A 21,975-nucleotide genomic window follows, 5' to 3' on the forward strand; every position below is an offset into this window, starting at 1 on the left:
CGCGCTTTTCCTCTATCCTCCGCGCCACTCTTGCCATCAGAATGTCGTGGTTCACACGGTCGAAGAACTTCTCCAGATCCATGTCCACGACCCAGCGGAGGCCGCTTTGGATATACTGCTGCGCTTGAAATCGGCGAGCAGCTGATCGTACTGCGTCTTCATCTCCAGCGCCGCTTCCTTCGCGCAGGAGAGATCGGCCGCCGCCGTCTGTTCGGACTGGGCTTGCATCTCGGGTTTTTTCATCGTCGTCAACCTTTGCAACAGATTCATTCCTGCATCTTCCCCCTTCTCATCGAGCGGCTGCTGCCGCCGTCATCGTCTTTTCGGCCTAGCCGACGCGCTGTCTGACCATTGTGAAGCCCCGCTTTCTGTAAATTGATGGAACAACCGCTGCCCGAAATACGCATACACCTCTTTTTTCGTCCAAACCACATGGTTTTCATTAGACTTTTTAGTAAAAATGATTTACAAAACGACATTTTCCGACAGAAAAAAGGCGGGCGCCCCGGCCTCCCGCCGAAGCATCTGCCCGACATTTGTCCCAGTTATCGTTATCCGCCGCCAGTCACCGTTTACCGGTCTATGATTACCGGGTCATCCGTAACCGTCCTTCTGCCGACATCCGATCTGCGGCCATCCGGCCATATGCGGACGATCATGCCTCCGCTTCAAGTCCCGCAATACGTCCGATACGGACGATCCGGCTTCGGCGGCACCGCGGCATAATCCGCATGGTCCGCATCGTAATCGTAAGGCGCCGCCAGCGCGGCCAGCAGCCGCTCCATGACGGACAAATCGCCGGCTTCCGCGGCGGCCAGCGCTTCCTCGACGCGGTAGTTGCGCGGGATGACCGCCGGATTGGCGCTCATCATGAGCCGCCGCACCTCGGCCTCGGTCTGCGGCTGCCGCGCGAGCCGCCGCTGCCGCCGGGCAAGCCAGTCCTCGAACTCCCGGGTGCCGTGCATCGGCGTATCCTCCGGCCGGCCGAGCGTCAAGTCGAAGAAGGTGCGGGTGTAATCCGCCCTGGCCTTGCGCATCAGCTCGAGCAGATCCCGGGCCAGCGCTTCGTCTTCCTCCTCTTCGCCGAACAGCCCCAGCTTGGCACGCATGCCCTGAAGCCAATGGCGTTCGTACCGGCCGGCATATTCGCCGAGCGTCTCCTCCGCCAGTTCGACGGCTTTCTCCTCGTCTTCGTGAAGCAGCGGCAGCAGCGCTTCGGCCAGCCGCGCCAGATTCCATGCGCCGATCGCGGGCTGACGTCCGTATGCATAGCGGCCGTGCGTATCAATGGAGCTGAAAACGGTCAGCGGATCATACTCGTCCATGAATGCGCACGGGCCGTAGTCGATCGTCTCGCCGCTGATCGTCATGTTGTCCGTGTTCATGACGCCGTGTATGAACCCGACCAGCATCCACCGGGCGATGAGCGCGGCCTGGCGCTCAATCACCTCCCGGAGCAAAGCCAGGTACGGCTGCTTATCCTCCGCCGCCTCCGGCATGTGGCGCGCGATGGCGAAGTCGGCCAGCGCCTTGAGGTCGTCCCGGCTGCCGCGCCATGCCGCGAACTGGAACGTGCCGACACGCAGATGGCTGGCTGCCGTGCGGGTCAGCACCGCGCCCTGCAGCACGGTCTCGCGGATGACGGGCATGCCGGTCTTCACGACCGCGAGGCTGCGTGTCGTCGGAATGCCGAGGGCATGCATCGCTTCGCTGATGATGTATTCGCGAAGCATCGGGCCGAGCGCCGCCCGGCCGTCGCCGCCGCGGGAATACGGCGTGCGGCCCGATCCCTTCAACTGAATGTCGATGCGGGCTCCCGAGGGGGTGAGCTGCTCGCCGAGCAGCAGCGCCCGGCCGTCGCCGAGCATCGTGAAATAGCCGAACTGATGGCCGGCATATGCCTGGGCAAGCGGCTCGGCACCCTCCGGCAGCCGGTTGCCCGCAAGCACCTCGACGCCTTCGGGGGAGCGAAGCGCCTCCGCATCGAGGCCGAGTTCGGCCGCCAGCGGCTCGTTCAGCATGACGAGCCGCGGCTCGCGCACCTGCACCGGCTCCTGTCTCACATAGAACAACTCCGGCAGCCGGGCATACCGGTTGTCGAAGCGCCATCCGGCTCGCTGCTCTGTCCGTTCCACCTGGCACCACGCTCCCCTGTCATTCGAAAGTCCGGCACAAATGCCGGCCAGCTTCAGGCTCGCAGCCCTATTCTTCCCCGTGATGGCCGAAATTGTGCGCCAAGACAGGTTGAAGCCCCGGCGGCATCGGCGCTCCAAAGTCAGGATCATCTTATCACACCGGCATGGAAAATGTAATTAAGCATGATCGGGGACCGCTTGCCGTCGCCTGCGAATGCGGGCGGCGTCGGATGGCGCTGCGAACGCTGTCGTGCGGGCGGACGAATCGGGACTTTCCGGGCGGCGTCCCGGCCGGGCGGCGGACATGCCGGTACCAACGGAGCATTTTGCGGCTTGACAGCGGGCTTCGACAGCCTCCTCGGCCGCGGCGTAATAAGATGAAGACAGGCCGTTCCGTCAACCGGAACGCCGTCACAAACGATGCAAGGAGGCGTAATGTCATGCGAAGCACGATGGAAGCGGACGACGTACGGTCCGCAGCTCACGGCGGAACGAGGGAAGCGCGGGTCGACCGGCCGGCGGACACGGCGGAAGAAAAGGCGGCGCGCCCGAGGCTTACGCTGCGCCATTTGCACAGTTTGATCGAAGCGCTCAGGGAAGAGCATCTGAAACTGGAAATGCGGGTGGACAGGCTGTCGAGCCTGGTGGACCGGCTGGCCGAGCCGGATGCCGGCGCCCGGCGGGAGTCCGCCCTTATCGGAGATCGCATCACGGAGTCTCGGCTTGCCATGCCGGAATTGCCGACAGGGAGGGAAGAAGCCGGCGGCCGCGGAGCGGGTCAATCCGCCGCCGCGGAAGACCGGGCGGCGTTCGGCTTTGCGATCTGGGCCGGCGTCGAACGGGCGATCGGCAACGCCGCCGTCATGCTGGCGGCCGGACGCGACACCGAGTCCGGCGTTGCGGATTCGGATCCCCAGACCGAGCGTGCGGATGCGAAGCCCGCGCCCGCCGCCCTCTTCAAGCGTCAGCGGCCGCCGGCGCACGAGCAGCACGAAGTGCCGATCGAGCATCTGCTGCACGAGCTGCGCGAAGCGGCGCGAATCGCCGATGAGATTGCGGCGAATGCTTCCGCCGATTACCGGGCGAACCCGGCCCACCCGCCGCGGGCGCCGGACCTGTCCGGGGGCGGCGCGTCCGGCGGGGAAGCGGAAGCCGGACCGGCGTCGTCCGCGCCGGAACCGGGCGCGTCCGGAACCGCAGATGCCGGCCCGCAAGCGCGGGACGCCTCCGCGGATACGCCGCGGCCTGCCGGCGCCGAAGCAGCCGCCGCAGCGCCGGATCCTTCCGCGGAGTCCGCGGCCTCCGGCCATCGCGGCCCGGTGACCGCGCAGCCGCCGGACGCCCCGGCGGGCGCACCGCCGCAAACTTCGCAGCGGCAGCCGGAAGCGGACATGCCGTCCATTACGATTCCGCGTTCCGAGCGGCACCGCGTGCGCAAGAAGCCTTCTTTATGGACGCGGCTGTTCGGCCAGCAGCACGCGTAATCCTGATCCCGGGGGCCGATTCCGGAGCGGCCGCCGGGATTTTTCATGCCGGCATGCAAACAAGCGGCCGGTCAGGTCCCGACCGGCCGCTTCGCATGTCGACACCATTTCCCGGGAAATGTCGAGCCCGTCCCATCGAACCTCTAAGCTTTCCCCAGCAACCGGCGCAGCTCGTTCCGTTTCGCGACAAGCTCCCGAAACGCCGCGTCGAGCGCCTCCGGATCGTCGCCGGGCTCCGGCATGCTCAGCTTGCCGAGCGTCTCCGACAGCTTCGTCTCCACCGTCATCAACGCTTCCTCCAGCGCCGCATCCCCGGACTCCGCCATGCGCGCCTTGTGCTCCTCATATTCCCGCCAGCCGCCCTCGAACACGTGCACCCGGCCGTCCCGGATCTCCAGAATGCGGTCCGCCGTCCGGTCGGCGAAACGCCGGTCGTGCGTGACGAACAGCACCGTGCCCGCATAGTCGGCCAGCAGCGATTCGAGCGCCTCGATCGACGGAATGTCGAGAAAATTCGTCGGTTCATCCAGCACCATTACATTCACGTCGCCGACGATCAGCTTCGCCAGCGCCGTCCGGACGCGTTCGCCGCCGCTCAGCACGCCGACCGGCTTGTGGACGTCATCGCGCTTGAACAGCAGCCGGGCCAGCACGGCGCGCACCACTTCCGGCGGCTGCGCCGCCCCGTCGGAGACGTTGTCGAAGACGGTGCGGTCCGGACGCAGAATGTCCAGGTTCTGGCTGAAGTATCCGATTTTCGCCGCCGGGGCGATCGTCACGCCTTCGCCGCCCTCCAGGATGCGCTTCAGCAGCGTCGTCTTGCCCGACCCGTTCGGACCGAGCAGCGCGGTCTTGCTGCCCGCGGGCAGTCCGAACCGGACGTCGCGCCAGAGCAGCCGTCCGGCGGCGTTGGCTTCCAGCCCGTCCACGCGGATGATCATCCGGCTGCCGAGGCGCGCCGCTTCCGGGATGTCCATCCGCACCCGCTCCGGCTCCCGCGGCTTGTCGACCCGCTCGAGCTTGACAATGCGCGTCTTGATCGCCTTGATGGATTGATGGATGCTCTTCTGCACGGAGCCGTAATGATCCTTGCCCATCCGCGCTTCCGACGGGCTCAGGTTGCGCGGCGCCTTCTCCAGGCGCGCCGCCTTCTGCGCTTTCTGCTGAATGGCCGCTTCGAGCTGTCGCCTTTTGTCCACGTAGGATTCGTATTTTTCCCAATGCCGCCGCCGCTCCAGCTCGCGCATTTGCCGATAGAACGAGTAATTCCCGCTGTAACTCGACACGGCGCCGTCCTCGATCGCCCAGATGCGCGTGCAGACGCGATCGAGAAACTCCCGGTCGTGGGACACGACGACGAACGCGCCCTCGTATGCGAGGAGCGCCTTTTCCAGCCTGCGGATATGGTCGGCGTCGAGATGCATGGTCGGCTCGTCGGCGAGCAGCAGCGCGGCGCGTTCGGCCAGCGCCCGCTCCATGCAGAGCGCCGTCGTCTCTCCGCCGCTCAGCGTCCCTTCGTCCGGCTTCAGCTGCGGAATGACTGCCCGCGAACCCGCGATCCGGACCGCCCCGGCATCCGGCTTCACTTCGCCGGCAATCATCCGGAGCAGCGTCGTCTTGCCCGTGCCGTTCATGCCGACAAGGCCGATCCGCTCACCGGATGAGATGCGCAGCTGTTCGGCGCGGAACAGCCGCCTGTCGCCGATGAACATTTCCACCTGTGACGCTTCAAACAACATCGTCATGAAAAAAACCTCCCGTATCCATCTATGTGGACAGGAGGCTTGCGTCATGCGAAAGGCACACGCGCCGCTGCCGCCGCACGGCTGCAGCGGAGGGCGGGCGTATCCATCCCGTATGAAGGCGCGACCCAAGGTCCATGCGGCGGAAGCTGTGCCGCGGCAAGCGCAAGATCCTGTCCGGAAACTGCGAACGAACAAGCCGTATCCGGCGCCTGCAAGGCGCCCGCGGGCAACACGGAACAAGCCGTCATGGACGGCGTCCGCCGTTCGTTCTTCATGCGTCTCCATTCGTCAGGATCTCAGTTGCGCATCGGACCAATGGTCACCCTTTCCGTATCGTGTTGTCCTGATTGTAGCGAAAAATACCGCGTGAATCAACCCGTGCCGTCCGACCCCGTGCGTTCCCACAGATCATCCAGGAGCCGTTCTTCCAGACGGAACAAGGCGTCGAAAGCCCGCCCGGCTTGCAGCAGCTGATCCGGAATTTCGCGCCCGCGCTCCGGCTCGGACGCCGCGTTCGCAAGGCCGGCCAAGTACCGGTCCAGCCGGTTCTCCGCCAGCCGGATCGCCGCGTGCAAATCATCGAGCAGGCTGGCAGCGGCCTCCAGCGCCTGCTCCAGCAACGGACCGAGCTGCTTCTCTGTCCAGGCGGCATGTTCGCGCAGGTCTTCGCGGAAATCGCCGGCTTTCTCCATCAGCCAGCGGATCTCGTCTTCGTGAAAACGGGAATTCCGGTGTCTCAAGATCGATCGGGACAGGACGGCCAGTTCGTTCCACTCTTCCATGAGCAGGCTGCGCTCTTCCTGCAGCCTCTGCATCGCATCGCCCAGCGGGTACAACGGATGCCCGAGTACGGCGTTCAGATCGTCGATAATGCCATGCGCGTGCGGCTTCACGTCCACCCCTCCGATTGTGCATCGTGTTCACTTCGAGGGTAACGGAACCGGAGAGGCAACGCTGTGAAAAGTGTCACAATCCTTGAAAAGATGCCCTGAATAAGCGAAAGTGACCGAATGCGGCACCCGATCCGATGTCCGCATCCGATCCCCGAAGCCGGCGCCTCACCTCAAAACGCCATCGCCGCCCGCACCGCGCGCTGCCACCCGGCATACAGCCGGTCGCGCTCCGCGGCTTCCATCGCGGGCTCGAACCGCTTGTCAAGCCGCCATTGCGCGGCGATCTCCTCCCGGCCGCCGAATACGCCGGCGCCGAGTCCGGCCAGGTACGCCGCGCCGAGCGCTGTCGTCTCGTAGTGCACCGGCCGCTCGACGGGCGTGCCCAGCAGGTCGGCCTGGAACTGCATGAGCAGATCGTTCATCGCCGCGCCGCCGTCGACGCGGAGCGCCTTCAACCGGACGCCCGCGTCCTCCTCCATCGCGTCCAGCACATCCTTCGACTGGTAGGCGATCGACTCCAGCACCGCCCGGATGAAATGCTCCTTCGACGTGCCCCGCGTCAAGCCGAAAACGGCGCCGCGCACGCTGCTGTTCCAATACGGCGTGCCGAGTCCGACGAACGCCGGCACGACATAGACGCCCTCGCTCGATTCGACCCGGCCCGCATACGCCTCCGAATCGGGCGCCGCCTTGATCATGCGCAGGCCGTCGCGCAGCCACTGGATCGCGGAACCGGCGACGAACACGCTGCCTTCCAGCGCGTACTCGACCCGTCCTCCCGCGCCCCAGGCGATCGTCGTGAGCAGGCCGTGCTTCGACGGAATCGCCTTCTCGCCGGTATTCATCAGCATGAAGCAGCCGGTCCCGTACGTGTTCTTCGCCATGCCGGGCTCGAAGCATCCCTGCCCGAACAGCGCCGCGTGCTGGTCGCCCGCCGCCCCGGCGATCGGCACTTCGCAGCCGAAGAACGCATTCGGCGACGTGCGGCCGTACACCTCCGAAGACATTCGCACTTCCGGCAGCATCGCGGCCGGCACGCCGAGAAGCCTGAGCAGCTCTTCGTCCCACGCCAGCTTGTGAATGTTGAAGAGCAGCGTCCGCGATGCGTTCGTCACGTCGGTGACGTGGACGGCACCGTCCGTCAGCTTCCAGATGAGCCAGGAGTCGATTGTGCCGAACAGCAGCTCGCCCCGCTCCGCCCGCTCCCGCGCGCCGTCCACATGGTCGAGCAGCCAGCGGATTTTCGTGCCCGAGAAATACGGGTCGATGAGCAGCCCGGTCCGCTCCCGGATGAGCGGCTCGGCGCCTTCCGCGCGCAGCCGTTCGCAGATGTCCTCCGTCTGGCGGGACTGCCAGACGACCGCATGATGGATGGGACGACCGGTCTTGCGGTCCCAGACGACCGTCGTCTCCCGCTGGTTCGTAATGCCGATGGCGCTGATCTGGTCAGGCTGGATGCCGGCCTGCGCAATCGCCGTGGCCACAACGCTGTGAACGGAGATCCAGATCTCCTCGGCATCGTGCTCGACCCAGCCCGGCTGCGGATAATGCTGCCGGATCTCCTGCTGGGCCTTGGCCGCGATATGGCCTTCCGCATCGAAAAGGATCGCCCGCGAGCTCGTTGTCCCCTGGTCAATGGCAAGCAAGTAAGGGCCGCCCATGTTTCTCACTCCCCGCACTCGTCTGCTCGTTTCTGATTGTAAGCGCTGTAAACACTATAGCCGCCGCCGGCCCGGGCTGTCAACGACGCCCGGCCTTCTTGACGATCAGCACGGGCACGGTGGCGTGCTGCACGACATGATGGCTGACGCTGCCGAGCAGCATCTCCCGCAGCTTGCCGAGTCCGCGGCTGCCGAGCACAATCAGATCGCAGCCGTACGCCCGGGCGTATTCCAGAATGACCGGTCCCGGCGCGCCGTACGCCAGCTCCGCCTTGAACCGGACGATACCGCGCGCGGCTTCCTCCGCCTCTTTCAACAACTTGGACGCGCGCTGCAGTTCATCCTCGGGACTCACGGCCGGCGTGAACAGCATGTCGCCGGCGAATCCGGCCGGCACCGGCGCGACATGCAGCACCGTCAACTTCGTTCCGCCCCCGGCGTCCGCGATGCGCACCGCCTCGCGCAGCGCATGCCTCGCCTGTTCCGAGCCGTCGTAGGCCGCCAGAATATGCCGATAGAGCATAAGCGTACCTCCTCCGCATCCCGCTGGACTCCTTTATTCCTATAATATCTTGGCGCCGGTCCGGTTGGCATTGATGATTTGCGGGTGCTGCAGGTTACGGCAGGTGATCAACCGGCTGATTTCGTTGGCGGAGCGTGCGCCTGGAAGATGCCGCCGAAAACGCATGTTGCCGATGACGCGTCACGCATCGGGTTGAGCGAAGGGGATATGGTCAAAAAGGGATGGAAACCGGCAATCCGCGATTGCGATTTTCCCCACGCCGATATAAAATGAACTTTAGTGGAATCATTTGAACCAAAATGAACGTCAAAAGGAGAGAATGCACGATGGAGATCCGTTACGCGGTCCATCCGCAGGAAGCCAGGAAGTACGATACGACGGCGCTCAGGGAACATTTTCTCATTGAAACGCTGTTCAAGCCCGGCGAGATCGTGCTGACCTACTCGCACGTGGACCGCTTCATCGTCGGCGGCGTCCAGCCGGCCGGCTCTCCGGTCAAGCTGGAGGCCGACCCGAAGGAGATCGGCGCGGCCACGTTCCTCGAACGGCGGGAAATCGGCATCATCAACATCGGCGGCAGCGGCACGGTGACGGTGGACGGCACGGTCTATGCGATGGAGCCGAAAGACTGCCTGTACATCGGCCGCGGCGCGAAGGACGTCATCTTCGCGAGCGACCGCGCCGACGCGCCGGCGAAGTTCTATTTCAACTCGTGTCCCGCCCACCAGACCTACCCGACGGTGAAAGCGGCAATCAGCGAAGCGACGCCTCGCCATCTCGGCAGTCTCGAACAGTCGAACGAACGGACGATCTACCAGTACATTCATGAAGGCGGCATCAAAAGCTGTCAGCTCGTGATGGGCATGACGCTGCTGAAGCCGGGCAGCATGTGGAACACGATGCCCTGCCATACGCACAACCGGCGGTCGGAAGTGTACTTCTACTTCGACATGCCGGACAGCGGCGTCGTCTTCCACTTCATGGGCGAGCCGCAGGAGACGCGCCACATCGTCGTCCGCAACGAGCAGGCGGTCATTTCGCCGAGCTGGTCGATCCACAGCGGCGTCGGCACGGCCAGCTACACGTTCATCTGGGGCATGGCGGGCGAGAACCAGGCGTTCGACGACATGGATCCCGTCGCCATGCAGGAGCTGCGCTGATCCGTCATGAATGTGCTGAAACGGCATGAAGCCATCATGGAGCAACTGCTCGCGCATCGCGAAGTGACCGTCGCGGAGCTGAGCGAGCGGCTGCAGGTGACGGGCAAGACGATCCGCGAAGATCTGGCGAAGCTGGAGGAGCGCGGGCTGCTCGTCCGCGTCCGCGGCGGCGCGATGCTCGCGCAGCGCGAGCAGTTCGGCATTCTGCCCGAGCGCGGGCCGGTCACGCGCCATCTCGCGGAGAAGGCGGAGATCGCCGCCGCAGCGCTCGAGCTGATCGAGCCGGGCGACACGATCGCCCTCGACGGCGGCTCGACGACGCTGGAGCTGGCCCGCCGGCTGCCGAACGAACCGCTTACGGTCGTCACGAACGACGTGTACATCATCGGCGAGCTGGCGTTCAAGCCGGAAATCCGGCTCGTCGTTCCCGGCGGCAGCCGCGTGCGGAACATGCTGGCCGGTCCGGAAGCGGTGCGGTTCGTGCGCGGCCTCAATCTGCGGAAAGCGTTTCTGACCGCGACGGGCGTGCACGAAACCTACGGATTCTCCATCTACACCGGCGAACTGGTCGAGTTCAAGCGCGCGCTGATCGAGACGGCGATGCACCGATACATGCTGGCCGACCGGCACAAATTCGGCCGTATCGCGCTGCGCACCTTCGCCGCGCTTGCGGACGTCGACCAGCTCATCGTCGACAGCGGCCTGGACGCGGAGACGGCGGCGCGCTATGCGGCGGCCGGCGCCCGGATTGTCAAGGCGCCGGGCGGATCGCGCGAAGCTTCCGCTTCCGGAGCGGAACAAGGACAAGAAAGCGAGGGAATTTCCGAATGAAAGATTGGTTCGACCTGACGGGACGCCATGCGTTTGTTACCGGCACTTCCGGCGGACTCGGGCGGGCGATGGCGATCGCCCTGGCGGAAGCCGGCGCATCCGTCGCCCTGGTGTCCAGCTCGGGCAGTGCCGAGACGGCCGGCATCATCCGCGGTTTCGGCGGCCGGGCGGAAGACATCCCCGCGGATCTGAGCCGTCCGGAAGAAGCGGAACGGGCCTGGCGGCAGGCCGTCGAGACGTTCGGCCGGATCGACATTCTCGTCAACAACGCCGGCATCATCCGCCGCACTCCCGCGGCGGACCATTCGCGCCAGGACTGGAACGACGTGATCGCGCTCAACTTAAACGCCGTCTTCTTCTTGTCCCAGCTCGCCGGAAAGCATATGATAGAGAATGGCTATGGCAAAATCATTAACATTGCCTCCATGCTCTCGTTCCAGGGCGGCATCAACGTTCCGGGTTATACGGCCAGCAAGCACGGCGTGGCGGGGCTGACGAAAGCGCTCGCCAACGAGTGGGCGGGCAAAGGCGTGAACGTCAACGCCATCGCGCCGGGCTACATGGAGACGAACAACACGGCGCCGATCCGCGCGGACGAGCAGCGCTATCGCAGCATTTCCGAACGCATCCCTGCCGGTCGCTGGGGCGTGCCGGACGACCTGAAAGGGCCGGTCGTCTTCCTGGCTTCGCGCGCGTCCGACTATGTGCACGGGCATATCCTCTGCGTGGACGGCGGCTGGATGGCGCGTTAGAACCGAAAGGAGCCTTGTCCCGATGAAAAAAATTCAGCTGATCGGCCGGCTGCACGAGGCGGGCGTCGTCGCCGTCCTGCGCGGCGAATCGCCCGAGGATGTCGTGCGGATGGCGGAGAAGTCGATCGAAGGCGGCATCCGCGCGATCGAGATCACGATGACCGTGCCGTATGCGCTTGAAGCGATCACCGCGCTTGCGAAGAAATATCAGAGCGGCGACCCGGCGGCTGCGAACTATGCGATCATCGGCGTCGGCACCGTGCTCGACAGCGAGACGGCGCGCGCGGCGATTCTCGCCGGCGCCGAATTCGTCGTCTCGCCGAGCGTCGACGAAGCGACGATCCGGCTGTGCAACCGGTATCGCGTACCCGTCATGCCCGGCGCGGTCACCATCGCCGACATCACGAAGGCGCTCGAGCTCGGCGTCGACGTCGTCAAGCTGTTCCCGGGCAACATGTTCAGCCCGTCCATCATCCCGACGCTCAAGGGGCCGCTGCCGCAGGCCAACATCATGCCGACCGGCGGCGTCTCGCTGTCCAACCTCGGCGAATGGATCAAATCCGGCGCGTTCGCGGTCGGCATCGGCGGCGATCTGACGAAGGAAGCCGTCAAGACCGGCAACTACGACCTGATCACAGACAAGGCGCGCGCGTACATGGACGCCTTCCGCAAGGCGAAGGCGGAATAACCGGCAAAAAAGGCGGTCCGGCTGCATGCCGAACCGCCTTTTTTCATCGCTCACCGATCCGCCCGCGCTGCAAGGTACTTCCAGCTGACCGCAAGGCTTTCGAACGGATCGCGCCGGCAGACGTCCTGCTCGACGATGTACCATTCCATGCCGACTGCGCGGCAGGCGTCCAGAATCGCATCCCAGTTCATGTTGCCTTCGCCGAGCTCGGCGAAATGCTGTTCGTCCTCGTAGATGGCCATGTCCTTCAGGTGCACGACCTTCATCCGGCCGTCCAGCTTGCGGATCCAGGCCGCCGGATCGGCGCCTCCCGCCTGCGCCCAGTACGTGTCCAGCTCGAAATGGAAATCCATCGGGTCCGTCTCCGCCAGCAGCAGGTCCATCGCCGTGCGGCCGCCGTATTTCTCGAACTCCAGCTTGTGGTTGTGGTAGACGAACTGCAGCCCGGCGTCGCGCAGCTTCCGCGCCGGCTCCGACATTTCGCGGATGAACGCCTCGTACCCTTCGCGCCCGGCTTCGGCGTAATGCCGCGGAATCATGCCGAGCCCGACGTACCGGCAATTCCACAGCTTGTGCTCCGCGATGACCGCATCCAGGTCGCCGAGAAGACGCGCGTACGGCACATGCGTCGCACAGATCGACAGCCCGTGCCGGTCGGCCGAAGCCTTCACCTCGCGCGGATCGATCGGCCCGATGGCCGACACCTGCACCGCCGTGTACCCGATTTCGGCGACGCGCTGCAGCGTCAAGTCAAGATCCTCCGCCGTCTTCGTGAACTCGCGCAACGTGTACAGCTGCGCCGCAATCTGCTCCTTCTTCACGCGTGTGTCCCGCCTTTCGCGCCGAACCCTTTTTATCCGTACACCCGCTCGGCCCGCGCCTGCGCGATCAGGCAGAGCTCCGCCGCCTTGAACGCGTGCGCCTGCGTCATCGCGTGCTCCGTCCGGTTCAGGCAGTCGAGGATGAGCCGGCCGAAATACGGATAGCCGACCTTGCCGCGGCAGTCCATGTAGAACTCGCCTTCCCCGTTCACCAGGTACAGATGCCCGCCTTCCGGCGACCGGGCGATGTCGATGTATTTGCGCAGCTCGATGTAGCCATCCGTGCCGAGGATGACCGTCCGCCCGTCGCCCCACGTGCCGAGGCCGTCCGGCGTCAGCCAGTCGACGCGGAAATAGTTCGTCGCCCCGTTGTCGCCGAGCAGCGTCGCGTCGCCGAAGTCCTCGAGCTCGGGGTACTCGGGATTGCGGTAGTTGCCGACCTTGCTGTGCAGCACCTTCGCGTCCTTGCAGCCGGCGTAGAACAGAAACTGCTCGACCTGGTGGCTGCCGATGTCGCACAGGATGCCGCCGTATTTCTCCCGTTCAAAAAACCACTTCGGCCGCGAAGCCGCATTCAATCTGTGGGGCCCGAGTCCGAGCACCTGCACGACCCGCCCGATGGCGCCCGATTCGATCAGGTCGCCCGCGTGGACGGCGCTCTCCACATGCAGCCGCTCGCTGTAATAGACGGCGTACTTCCGCCCCGTCTCGGCGCAGGTCCGCCTTGCCTCCTCCAGCTGCTCCAGCGTCGTGAACGGCGCCTTGTCGACGAAATAGTCCTTGCCGTGCCGCATCACCTTCACGCCAAGCGGCCCGCGTTCGCACGTGACGCCGGCGGCGGCGACCAGCATCACTTCCGGGTCCTGCAGAATCGCGTCCGCCGAGGGCGCAACTTTCACACCCGGATACGTCTTCACGAACCGCTCGACCTTCGCCGGATCGTCATCGTACACCCATTTGAGCGTTCCACCCGCTTCAATCAGCCCGTTGCACATGCCGTAGATGTGGCCGTGCTCCAGATCCATCGCCGCGAACACGAACTCGCCCGGCTTCACGACCGGGCTGGGCTTCCCCTGCGGCGCGTAGTTCATGCCGTCTCCCTTCATGTTCTCCGCTCCTCTCTCAAGCCTTCGCGCCCTGCGTCCTGCGCTGCCGCGATTCGTCGATCCGCGCCATCAGCTCCGCATGGAACCGGTCCTCGTCAATCGGCATCTCGACCCAGTCGTCCGTCCAGGTCGACAGCAGCATCGCATTGGACAGCATCAGGCCGTGGATGCCGTCTTCGCCCGGCGCGAGCAGCGGCGTCCCCTTGAGCACCGCGTCCGTCCAGTTCTGGAGGATGCCCTTGTGCTGGGGTCCGCTGCCGGGCTCGACCGGAATCTCCACCTTCCAGCACTCCGGCTTGCCGAACAGGCCGCGGTACGACGCGTTGAACTCCGGTTCGGACACGCGCAGCCGCCAGAACGACATCTTGCCGTCCTCGATGACGATCTTGCCCCGCGTGCCGGTCACCTCGAACCGGTTCGTGCCCGGCGCCTCGGCCGTCGTCGCAATGAACACGCCGGTGCCGCCGTTTTCGTACTCGACATAAGCCGTGACTTCGTCCTCGACCTCGATGTTCCGGTATTTGCCGAAGCGGCAGAACGCGCGCATTCTTTTCGGCTTGAGCAGCGTCGTCCAATGCCACAGATCGAGCTGGTGCGGGCACTGGTTGATGAGCACGCCGCCGCCTTCGCCTTCCCATGTCGCGCGCCAGCTTCCGGAATCATAGTAGCTCTGGGGACGGTACCAGTCCGTAATGATCCAGTTCGTCCGCCGGATCTCGCCGAGCTCGCCGCTTTCGACCAGATCGCGCAGCTTGCGGTAGAGCGGATTCGTCCGCTGATTGTACATGATCGCGAAAACGGTGCCCGCCGAAGCCGCCGCTTCGTTCATCTCGCGCACCTGTTTCGTATAGACGCCCGCAGGCTTTTCAATCAGCACGTGCAGCCCGTGCGCGAACGCGCGGATCGCCAGCGGCGGATGATCGTAATGCGGCGTCGCAATCACCACGCCGTCGATCTCTCCGGACGCCATCATCTGTTCCGCGTCGCCGAAACCTTTCACTTGATCGCCGTACTGCTCACGCGCCCATTCCAGCCGCTCCGGCCGGGCATCGCATACCGCAGCCAGCACGCCGCCTTCCACTTCGCCTCGCGCCAGCACATCCGCATGCGAGGTGCCCATGTTGCCGAGCCCGATCACTCCGATGCGCAGCATTGCTTCCACTCCTGACTTTCGGTATTGGTGTTCTCCGCCCCCATCCTAACATCTTGGATATGTCAGCACTTTCACAACAGTAACCGTTTTGCGGCCGTATTTGATCCTGATTGACTTTTTTCTCGATAAAAAAAAAACTCCCGCCCGACAGCTGCCGTTGTGGTACACTTGGCAGCAAGGAGGAGTTTTCGATGACCCTGAGCGACCAATTCGGACTGCCGATCGACGCATCGTTCAATCAGGATCAATACCCGACAGGCCGGTTCCATGCGCATCCGGAATATGAGATTTACTATTTCCACGGCGGCGGCTGCACCTATCTGATCGGCGGGCGCATGTTCGAGCTCGCCCCCGGCGATCTCATCATCATGCACGGCATGACGCTGCATGCGCCGATCATCAATCGCCGCCTGCCGTATTTGCGGACGATCATCCATTTCGATCCGGCGTTCGCCGCCGAACTGCTGCGCCCGCCGTTCCAGGCCGACGCGCTGGCGCCGTTCCGCGACCTGGGCAACGCGCGGGTGCGGCTCTCCGGCGAGCGGCGGGAACGGATCGAAGCGCTGCTTGCCGAGATGTGCGGCCTGTACCGGCGGGAGGACGCCTTCTCCTGCAATCGGTTCCTGATCGCATTCCTCCGGCTGCTGCACGAAGTGTCCGAATGTTTCGCCGGGATGTCGCCGGGACCGGAGACCGCCGAGCCTTCGGACGCGAAAGCCCGGGGGGCCCAGCGGATTGCCGCATACCTCGAGGAGCGGTACATGGACGACATCCATCTGGACGTGCTCGAGCGCGAACTCCATATGAACAAATATTACATGACCCGGCTGTTCAAGGCGGCGACCGGGTTCACCATCTTCGACTACCTGTACCAGCGGCGCATCACGCAGGCGAAGCTGCTGTTCCTGCTCGATCCGGAGCGCCCGGTGACGGAGGTCGGCTACGAGGTCGGCTTCAAGCATCCGTCCCATTTCACCCGCGCGTTCAAACGGATCACGGGACAGACGCCGGAGTCGTTCCGGCGCTCGCTGCGCGCCGCGACCTGACGCCCGCGTTCTTGTCCGCGCCCGCCGCTTCCATTCCGACCTAACGCCAGTCCGGATACAGATCGGTCCGCCGGTCGCGCCACGTCGTCACAGAGCCGCTCTCGCGCACTTCTTCGAGCAGCCGCAGGTCGAGGTCGGCGGTGATCACCATGTCCTCGCCGATTTCGCCTTCGGCCAGAATGCCGCGCGGCGGGAACGGAATGTCGTTCGGCGTGATGATCGCGGCCTGACCGTAGTTGAGCCGCATGAAATCAACCGTCGGCAGCGAACCGACCGTGCCGGTCAGCACGACGTACACCTGGTTCTCGACCGCCCGCGCATGGCTTGTATAGCGGACGCGGAAGAAGCCGTGGCGGTCGTCCGTGCAGGACGGACAGAAAATGACGTCCGCCCCCCTCGCCTTCGCCATCCGCACAATTTCCGGGAACTCGATATCGTAGCACGTCAACAGCGCGATCGTGCCGTGATCCGTCTCGAACACCTTCAGATCCTCGCCCGGCGCCAGATTCCATTCCTTCACTTCGGTCGGCGTCAGATGCAGCTTCGGCTGCTCGAACACCCGGCCGTCCGGCATGAACAGATGAGCGGTGTTGTACAGCTTCCCGCCCCGCTCGATGACGTGGGTGCCGGCGATGATGTGCATCCCCGTCTCCCTCGCCAGCCCGGCGAACAGCTCGCGGTAGCGGTCGGTGAACTCCGGCAGCCGGCCGATCGGCAGCGCCCGGCCCGAACCGTCGCCGATCGACAAGAGCTGCGTCGTGAAAAACTCGGGAAACAGCACGAAGTCCGCCCCGAACTCCTGCGCGGCGCGGACATAATGCGTCGATTGCGCGGCGAACGCGTCGAATGAATCAATCGTCTGCAGCCGGTATTGCACGGCGGAGACGCGGAATTTTCCGGTTTTCATGCGTTTGTCCTCCTTGCTCCTCGCCATTCCATGCTCCCATTATGCAGGCCGCCTGCCGATGAAGCAAGCGTCCGGCGCAGCGAAAAAGGACCAGCCGCCTCCCGGGCGAACCGGTCCTTCATGATTTTCGAAAGGTATGATTCCCATCAGGCTTGCTCGACCGCTTCGATCTCGAGATGGATCTTCACCTCGTCGCCGACCAGCACGCCGCCGGTCTCGAGCGCCGCGTTCCACGTCAGGCCGTAGTCGCTCCGCTTGATCGTACCTTCAGCGCTGAAGCCGGCCTTGTGGTTGCCCCACGGATCTTTGCCGGCGCCTTCGAACGTCACCCTGAACGTCTCGGAGCGGGTGACGCCGCGGATCGTGAGATCGCCCGTCACCTCGTACTCGCCGTCGCCGGTCTTGACGATCTTCGTCGCCTTGAATGTCATCTTCGGGTGGTTCTCGGCATCGAAGAAATCGGCGGAGCGCAGATGCGCGTCGCGGTCGTCATTGCGCGTGTCGATGCTGGCAACGTCCACGCTGAACGCGATGTCCGCCGTCGTCAGATCGTTCGGATCCGCCTCGATGGAGGCTTCAAACTGGTTGAACGATCCTTTCACCTTCGCGATCATCATGTGGCGGATCGAGAAGTCGATGCTGCTGTGCGTCGTGTCGACCGCCCATTTCGTTTTGGCCATCGTTATCTTGCTCCCTTCGACATTTACTTACAAAATAATATATACTCACTTTAATACTACAGCTATCATAGCGTCCGCCGATCCGGATGTCAACTCTTTCTGCCGCGATGCGGCGCGACGGCGGGCGCCGCATCAAATGCCGACAGCTTCATGTCAAATCCGTTCATCGACGCCGTTCCGGCCGGACGGTATAATGGAAGGGCATTCAAGACAGGCATAGCCATGCGGTTTCGAGGAGGGTGTTCCCCCATGAACAATCTGGCCGGAAGAATCGCGCTCGTGACCGGCGCAGGCACCGGCATCGGGCAAGGCATTGCCGTTGCGCTTGCCGAGCGGGGCGCCAAAGTGGCGGTTCACTACAACTCCAGCGCGGACGGCGCGAAGGAGACGCTTCGGCGGATCGAGGCCTTCGGCGGCGATGCTTTCATCGTGCAAGGCAACGTCTCGAACAAGGAAGAGATCGATCGCATGACGGCGGCGGTCGCCGACCGTTACGGCGGCATCGATATCCTCGTGAACAACGCGGCCTTGCAGCTTAACCGCGATCTGCTCGACTACACGCCGGAAGAGTTCGACCGGGTGTTCAACGTCAATCTGAAGGGATACTGGCAATGCATCCAGTCCGCCCTGCCTTACATGAAATCGCGGCCGAACGGGCGCGTCATTCTGATCTCGTCCGTTCACGGCAAGCGGCCGTCCGACTTCGACCCCGTCTACGCGATGACGAAGGGCGGCATCAAGATGCTCGCCCGGGAGGCTGCCATCGAGCTGGCGCAATACGGCATTACCGTCAACGTCATCGAGCCGGGCGCCGTGCTGGTCGCACGAACGGCGCCGAAGCAGGTCGAGATGACCGAAGAGGAGCGCAAGGCACACGAGATCCGGTTCCGCAAGAAATTCCCGCTCGGGCGGGTCGGCTTGCCGAAGGATGTCGCCAGCCTCGTCTGCTACATCGCATCGGATGAAACGGAATATCTGTCCGGCGCGGCCATCCGGCTCGACGGGGCGAACATGCTGCTCTGACGGACAACCGCCGCTGCCGCCCGCAATAATCCCGGTCCGAATTGCCAATACTAACAGGGAACGCCAACCATGACAGCAAAGGAGCTGGCCTATGAGACGAAAATTTTCGATCCATGCGGCGCTCGCCGCGGGTCTGGCGGCGGTTCTCCTGTTTGCCGCCCAGACGGCGGCCGCGCATCCGGACAAGGGGCGGGCTGCGGACAAAGCCCAGGCTTCGGGCTATGTGCATGCGGGCATCCTTTCCGCAGCGGCGGATATTCTGAAGCTCAACCGGGATGAACTCCGGCGGGAACTGAAGGAAGGCAAGACGCTCGCCGAAATCGCGGCGAAGAAGGGCATCGGGAAGGACGAACTGATCCGCAGGCTGTCGGAGGCCGCGGCGAAGCGCATCGACGCGCGGGTCGCCGAAGGCAGACTGACCGCCGCGCGCGCCCGGGAGATCAAGAGCGGTCTTCAGGCGCACATCGAAGCGGCCGTGGACTCGCGCGACATCCTGCGCCCGCTTCACCGTCATCCCGGCCATCTGTTCATGATGCACAAGATCGCATCCGTGCTCGGCATGTCGAAGGACGAGCTCAAGTCCCGGCTTGCCGAAGGCAAATCGATCGCCGAGATCGCGAAGTCCAGAGGGATTTCCGAAGACCAGCTGATCGAAAAGCTGAAGGACAGCCTGACCGACGAACTGCGGCATTTCGTCCGCATGAAGCATCCCGTCCGGAAACCCGGCAATTCCTGAAGCTTCGCATAGACACACATACGCGGCCGATGCGCATCGGCCGCGATTTTTTTCGTTCCTTCCCCTGGACCTGAGTCCAGGAAGAACATATGCCGCAGCATGAGGACGACCGTCCTTCCGGTGTGCTATTCTTCGCGGGCATTGCGCTGATTCTGCTCGGAGCTTATCTGTTTTTCATGCGGGATGAAAACATCAGCACCGGTTCGGTCTTCGCGTACTTCTGGCCGACGCTGTTCGTCATTCCGGTCGGCATTCTGCTTCACTGGCTGTATTTCGGCGTGTTCGGACGCAACGCCGTCGGCGTGCTCGTACCCGCCGGCATCGTCACGACGGCCGGCATCGTCTGTCAGATCGCGACGCTGACCGACGGCTGGTCGTATCTGTGGCCCGGATTCATACTGGCAGTTGCCGTCGGGCTGTTCGAACTCTACTGGTTCAGCGGAAGGAACAAAGCGCTGCTCATCCCGATCAACATACTCGCGGGAGCGTCGCTCATCTTCTTCGTCGCTTTCTCGATCGGCAATCTGATCGAAAAACTGGCGCTCGGACAGCCGTTTCTCGCGATCGTTTTTATTCTGGCCGGTGCGTTCCTGCTCGCCGCCCGCAGAAGTACGCCGTAACCGCCGTCGGTTTTTTCACTGGGAAATTTGCGTACGGGCTGCAACCTTTCCGTATCCTGGCACGTCCTGAGGATGAAACCAGATAACGGAGGGATGCCATATGAAGACATGGCGGATCATTACGGCAGCGGCAACCGCTTTTGCCCTGGCCGCGACCATCGGGTGCAACGCGGACAATTCGAAGGATCAGAACAACAACGCGCCGGAACCGGCCGTGCAGGATGAAGGACAAGCAGGAGCCGGAGGAACGAATGCTCCGGCGGACAATCCATCGACGGAAGACGAAGGGGTATCCGGCGACGGACAGGGAACCGAACCGTCGACGGACGCGAACGGGGGCGCCGGCGACCAGCCGGTCGACCTGCCGACGCCGGTCGATCCGGCCGAACCGCAGTCGGATGATCCGGCCGCCGGTGAGAGCGGCGATGGCGGAGAAGGCGTAATGACCATTCTGCCGATCATCGAACCTGCGCCGAATACGGAGAATACGCCGGGAGCCGTCAGAGCGCTCCCCGAGCCGACCGATCCCGGACTGACCGCGCCGGACGGAAACGCCTCCAATCCGGGAGGCGGCGTCGATCCGAACACGCCCGTCTCGAAGCAAGCCGCCGTCAACGGTTCCGATTCGGCGGCAGGCACCGTCCCGGGCGCTCCCGCGGATTACGGGGACGGTCGCGAACCCGCGCCTGTCTTGAAAGCCATGCCCGCAACCGGGCAATAAGGATGCAGAAAGGCCGCTCGGACATTCCGTTCCGGACGGCCTTCGTCTATCACGAAGCCAGACGCATCAGCAGCGCTTTCGGATTCGGATGGCTGCCGAGCGCGCCGGATTTGAATCCTTTGAGCATCCCCGCATATAAACGATTATGCTCCCCGAAAAGATACGCGTACCCTTCGGCCCTCCTTGTTCGTTTATCAGTCGAAACAAAAGCATGCATGAAGGAGGATAACGCCATGCCATATGTGCCGATAGTGGTGGAACAGACCAACCGCGGGGAGCGATCGTACGACATTTATTCCCGCCTGCTCAAGGACCGGATCATCATGCTCGGCAGCGCCATCGACGATCAGATCGCGAACACGATCGTGGCGCAGCTGCTGTTCCTTTCCGCCGAAGCGCCGGATCAGGACATCTATTTCTACATCAACGGTCCGGGCGGATCGGTGACGGCGGGGTTCGCCATCTATGATACGATGCAGATCGTGAAGCCGAAAGTGCATACGATCTGCGTCGGTTTCGCCGCGTCCTTCGCCGCCATGCTGCTGATGGGCGGAGAACCCGGCTACCGCTTCGCGCTGCCGAACAGCGAGATCATGATCCACCAGCCGCACGGCGGCGCGCAGAGGCAGACCAGCGACATCGCGATCACCGCGAAGCGGTTCATGGAAACCCGCTCGCGCATCTATCGCATCGCATCCGAACGGACCGGCCAGCCGATCGAGCGGATCGAACGGGACATGGACCGCGACACGCACATGTCCGCCGAAGAAGCGAAGGCGTACGGGATCATCGACAAGGTCATCACGACGATGTAATCACGCGTCCGGGTGCGGCCTGCGGCCCTGGTATCCGTCATGCCAGCCGTGGTAGCAGGTCGCCCGCTCCTCGCCTTCCTTCCAGCAGATCAGCACCTGCTTGCCGTCCACGACGGAAGGAAAATCGAGCAGCCCGGGGAACACCGACTTGAGCAGCACGCCGTTCCGCTTGAAATTGCCGATGATCAGTTCCGCTTCCATGCGCAGAAATTCAATCCGGCTTTCGTCCAGGAAGAACGGATCTTCCGTGCCGTATTCCGGCCGTCCGCCGCTTCCCGCATGCTTTCGCTTTCTGTATTCCTTTTTCTTGAGGTGCAGAGCTTCCAGGCGGTGTTCGAGCTCGCGGACCAACGCCTGCAGCCGGGCCAGCTGAATTTTCAATTCCGGCAGCAACGCGTTCGCTTCCGCCAAAGTGAACAAGCGGACGTCCACGGCATGCGCCTCCCTTCCCGAATCGCTACCCACTTCTTCCACT

At 63.8% G+C, this 21,975-nt stretch carries 23 protein-coding genes; 11 read left to right on the plus strand and 12 right to left on the minus strand.

Annotated elements, in window-relative coordinates:
• Positions 1-51: 51 nt before the first annotated feature.
• Positions 52-270: a hypothetical protein gene (locus C6W55_RS18320; RefSeq protein WP_483316376.1), complete on the minus strand. Its 219-nt coding sequence runs from the start codon at positions 268-270 to the stop codon at positions 52-54.
• A 398-nt stretch (positions 271-668) separates the two neighbouring features.
• Positions 669-2,135, minus strand: a complete 1,467-nt coding sequence (locus tag C6W55_RS17760; RefSeq protein ID WP_286894150.1) for a protein adenylyltransferase SelO — start codon at positions 2,133-2,135, stop codon at positions 669-671.
• A 440-nt stretch (positions 2,136-2,575) separates the two neighbouring features.
• On the opposite strand from C6W55_RS17760, the gene C6W55_RS17765 reads away from it, so the two are divergent.
• The gene (locus C6W55_RS17765) at positions 2,576-3,619 is read left to right on the plus strand and encodes a hypothetical protein (protein WP_286894151.1); all 1,044 of its coding nucleotides are present in this window, start codon (positions 2,576-2,578) and stop codon (positions 3,617-3,619) included.
• Positions 3,620-3,762: 143 nt separating this feature from the next.
• Here C6W55_RS17765 and abc-f read toward each other — a convergent pair whose 3' ends face one another.
• The 4 genes from abc-f to C6W55_RS17785 all read right to left on the minus strand — a co-directional run bounded on the left by abc-f (position 3,763) and on the right by C6W55_RS17785 (position 8,441).
• A complete protein-coding gene (gene abc-f, locus C6W55_RS17770) occupies positions 3,763-5,364 on the minus strand; it encodes a ribosomal protection-like ABC-F family protein (protein WP_286894153.1) in 1,602 nt (533 codons plus the stop codon).
• 371 nt (positions 5,365-5,735) lie between these two features.
• The gene (locus tag C6W55_RS17775) at positions 5,736-6,257 is read right to left on the minus strand and encodes a hypothetical protein (protein WP_015253497.1); all 522 of its coding nucleotides are present in this window, start codon (positions 6,255-6,257) and stop codon (positions 5,736-5,738) included.
• 170 nt (positions 6,258-6,427) lie between these two features.
• A complete protein-coding gene (gene glpK / locus C6W55_RS17780; protein WP_286894155.1) occupies positions 6,428-7,918 on the minus strand; it encodes a glycerol kinase GlpK in 1,491 nt (496 codons plus the stop codon).
• 79 nt (positions 7,919-7,997) lie between these two features.
• On the minus strand, positions 7,998-8,441 hold the full coding sequence (locus C6W55_RS17785) for a universal stress protein (RefSeq protein ID WP_015253495.1): 444 nt from the start codon (positions 8,439-8,441) through the stop codon (positions 7,998-8,000).
• A 326-nt stretch (positions 8,442-8,767) separates the two neighbouring features.
• Between C6W55_RS17785 and kduI the strand changes: the two genes are divergently transcribed.
• From kduI to C6W55_RS17805, 4 genes are read left to right on the plus strand one after another with little or no spacing between them, the layout of a single operon-like run.
• Positions 8,768-9,601 (plus strand): 5-dehydro-4-deoxy-D-glucuronate isomerase, encoded by an 834-nt coding sequence (kduI, locus tag C6W55_RS17790; protein WP_015253494.1) that lies wholly within the window; start codon positions 8,768-8,770, stop codon positions 9,599-9,601.
• Positions 9,602-9,607: 6 nt separating this feature from the next.
• Entirely contained in the window at positions 9,608-10,432 is an 825-nt protein-coding gene (locus tag C6W55_RS17795) for a DeoR/GlpR family DNA-binding transcription regulator (protein ID WP_286894158.1), read from the plus strand.
• A complete protein-coding gene (gene kduD, locus C6W55_RS17800; protein WP_213483049.1) occupies positions 10,429-11,184 on the plus strand; it encodes a 2-dehydro-3-deoxy-D-gluconate 5-dehydrogenase KduD in 756 nt (251 codons plus the stop codon). Before C6W55_RS17795 ends, kduD begins: the two co-directional genes overlap by 4 nt.
• 22 nt (positions 11,185-11,206) lie before the next feature.
• A complete protein-coding gene (locus tag C6W55_RS17805) occupies positions 11,207-11,872 on the plus strand; it encodes a bifunctional 2-keto-4-hydroxyglutarate aldolase/2-keto-3-deoxy-6-phosphogluconate aldolase (protein WP_286894162.1) in 666 nt (221 codons plus the stop codon).
• A gap of 50 nt (positions 11,873-11,922) precedes the next feature.
• Here C6W55_RS17805 and C6W55_RS17810 read toward each other — a convergent pair whose 3' ends face one another.
• Genes C6W55_RS17810 through C6W55_RS17820 form a run of 3 tightly spaced genes read right to left on the minus strand, consistent with a single transcriptional unit; the run spans position 11,923 to position 14,952 of the window.
• Complete coding sequence (locus C6W55_RS17810) at positions 11,923-12,693, minus strand: sugar phosphate isomerase/epimerase family protein (RefSeq protein WP_286894164.1); 771 nt, start codon at positions 12,691-12,693, stop codon at positions 11,923-11,925.
• 32 nt (positions 12,694-12,725) lie between these two features.
• Positions 12,726-13,799: a Gfo/Idh/MocA family protein gene (locus C6W55_RS17815; protein WP_286894166.1), complete on the minus strand. Its 1,074-nt coding sequence runs from the start codon at positions 13,797-13,799 to the stop codon at positions 12,726-12,728.
• 16 nt (positions 13,800-13,815) lie between these two features.
• Positions 13,816-14,952, minus strand: a complete 1,137-nt coding sequence (locus tag C6W55_RS17820) for a Gfo/Idh/MocA family protein (RefSeq protein WP_286894168.1) — start codon at positions 14,950-14,952, stop codon at positions 13,816-13,818.
• 191 nt (positions 14,953-15,143) lie between these two features.
• On the opposite strand from C6W55_RS17820, the gene C6W55_RS17825 reads away from it, so the two are divergent.
• Positions 15,144-15,998 (plus strand): helix-turn-helix transcriptional regulator, encoded by an 855-nt coding sequence (locus tag C6W55_RS17825; RefSeq protein WP_286894169.1) that lies wholly within the window; start codon positions 15,144-15,146, stop codon positions 15,996-15,998.
• A gap of 40 nt (positions 15,999-16,038) precedes the next feature.
• Here the strand turns inward: C6W55_RS17825 and C6W55_RS17830 are convergent, their stop codons facing one another.
• Complete coding sequence (locus tag C6W55_RS17830; protein WP_286894171.1) at positions 16,039-16,905, minus strand: carbon-nitrogen hydrolase family protein; 867 nt, start codon at positions 16,903-16,905, stop codon at positions 16,039-16,041.
• A 146-nt stretch (positions 16,906-17,051) separates the two neighbouring features.
• Positions 17,052-17,585, minus strand: coding sequence for a YceI family protein (locus C6W55_RS17835; protein WP_286894173.1), 534 nt, complete (start codon positions 17,583-17,585; stop codon positions 17,052-17,054).
• Between the two features lie 249 nt (positions 17,586-17,834).
• Between C6W55_RS17835 and C6W55_RS17840 the strand changes: the two genes are divergently transcribed.
• The 5 genes from C6W55_RS17840 to C6W55_RS17860 all read left to right on the plus strand — a co-directional run bounded on the left by C6W55_RS17840 (position 17,835) and on the right by C6W55_RS17860 (position 21,500).
• Positions 17,835-18,608 carry an SDR family NAD(P)-dependent oxidoreductase gene (locus C6W55_RS17840; protein ID WP_286894175.1) on the plus strand — a complete coding sequence of 258 codons (774 nt, stop codon included), beginning with the start codon at positions 17,835-17,837 and terminating at the stop codon, positions 18,606-18,608.
• A 91-nt stretch (positions 18,609-18,699) separates the two neighbouring features.
• Positions 18,700-19,344 carry a hypothetical protein gene (locus C6W55_RS17845; protein WP_286894177.1) on the plus strand — a complete coding sequence of 215 codons (645 nt, stop codon included), beginning with the start codon at positions 18,700-18,702 and terminating at the stop codon, positions 19,342-19,344.
• 89 nt (positions 19,345-19,433) lie between these two features.
• Positions 19,434-19,964 carry a hypothetical protein gene (locus C6W55_RS17850; RefSeq protein ID WP_286894179.1) on the plus strand — a complete coding sequence of 177 codons (531 nt, stop codon included), beginning with the start codon at positions 19,434-19,436 and terminating at the stop codon, positions 19,962-19,964.
• Between the two features lie 100 nt (positions 19,965-20,064).
• Entirely contained in the window at positions 20,065-20,685 is a 621-nt protein-coding gene (locus C6W55_RS17855) for a hypothetical protein (protein WP_213483040.1), read from the plus strand.
• Positions 20,686-20,900: 215 nt separating this feature from the next.
• Positions 20,901-21,500 (plus strand): ATP-dependent Clp protease proteolytic subunit, encoded by a 600-nt coding sequence (locus tag C6W55_RS17860; protein WP_083883335.1) that lies wholly within the window; start codon positions 20,901-20,903, stop codon positions 21,498-21,500.
• Here C6W55_RS17860 and C6W55_RS17865 read toward each other — a convergent pair whose 3' ends face one another.
• On the minus strand, positions 21,501-21,932 hold the full coding sequence (locus C6W55_RS17865) for a DUF2203 domain-containing protein (protein WP_015253480.1): 432 nt from the start codon (positions 21,930-21,932) through the stop codon (positions 21,501-21,503).
• Between the last annotated feature and the right edge of the window lie 43 nt (positions 21,933-21,975).

The organism is Thermobacillus sp., assembly GCF_003390775.1.
Lineage (GTDB): Bacteria > Bacillota > Bacilli > Paenibacillales > Paenibacillaceae > Thermobacillus > Thermobacillus xylanilyticus.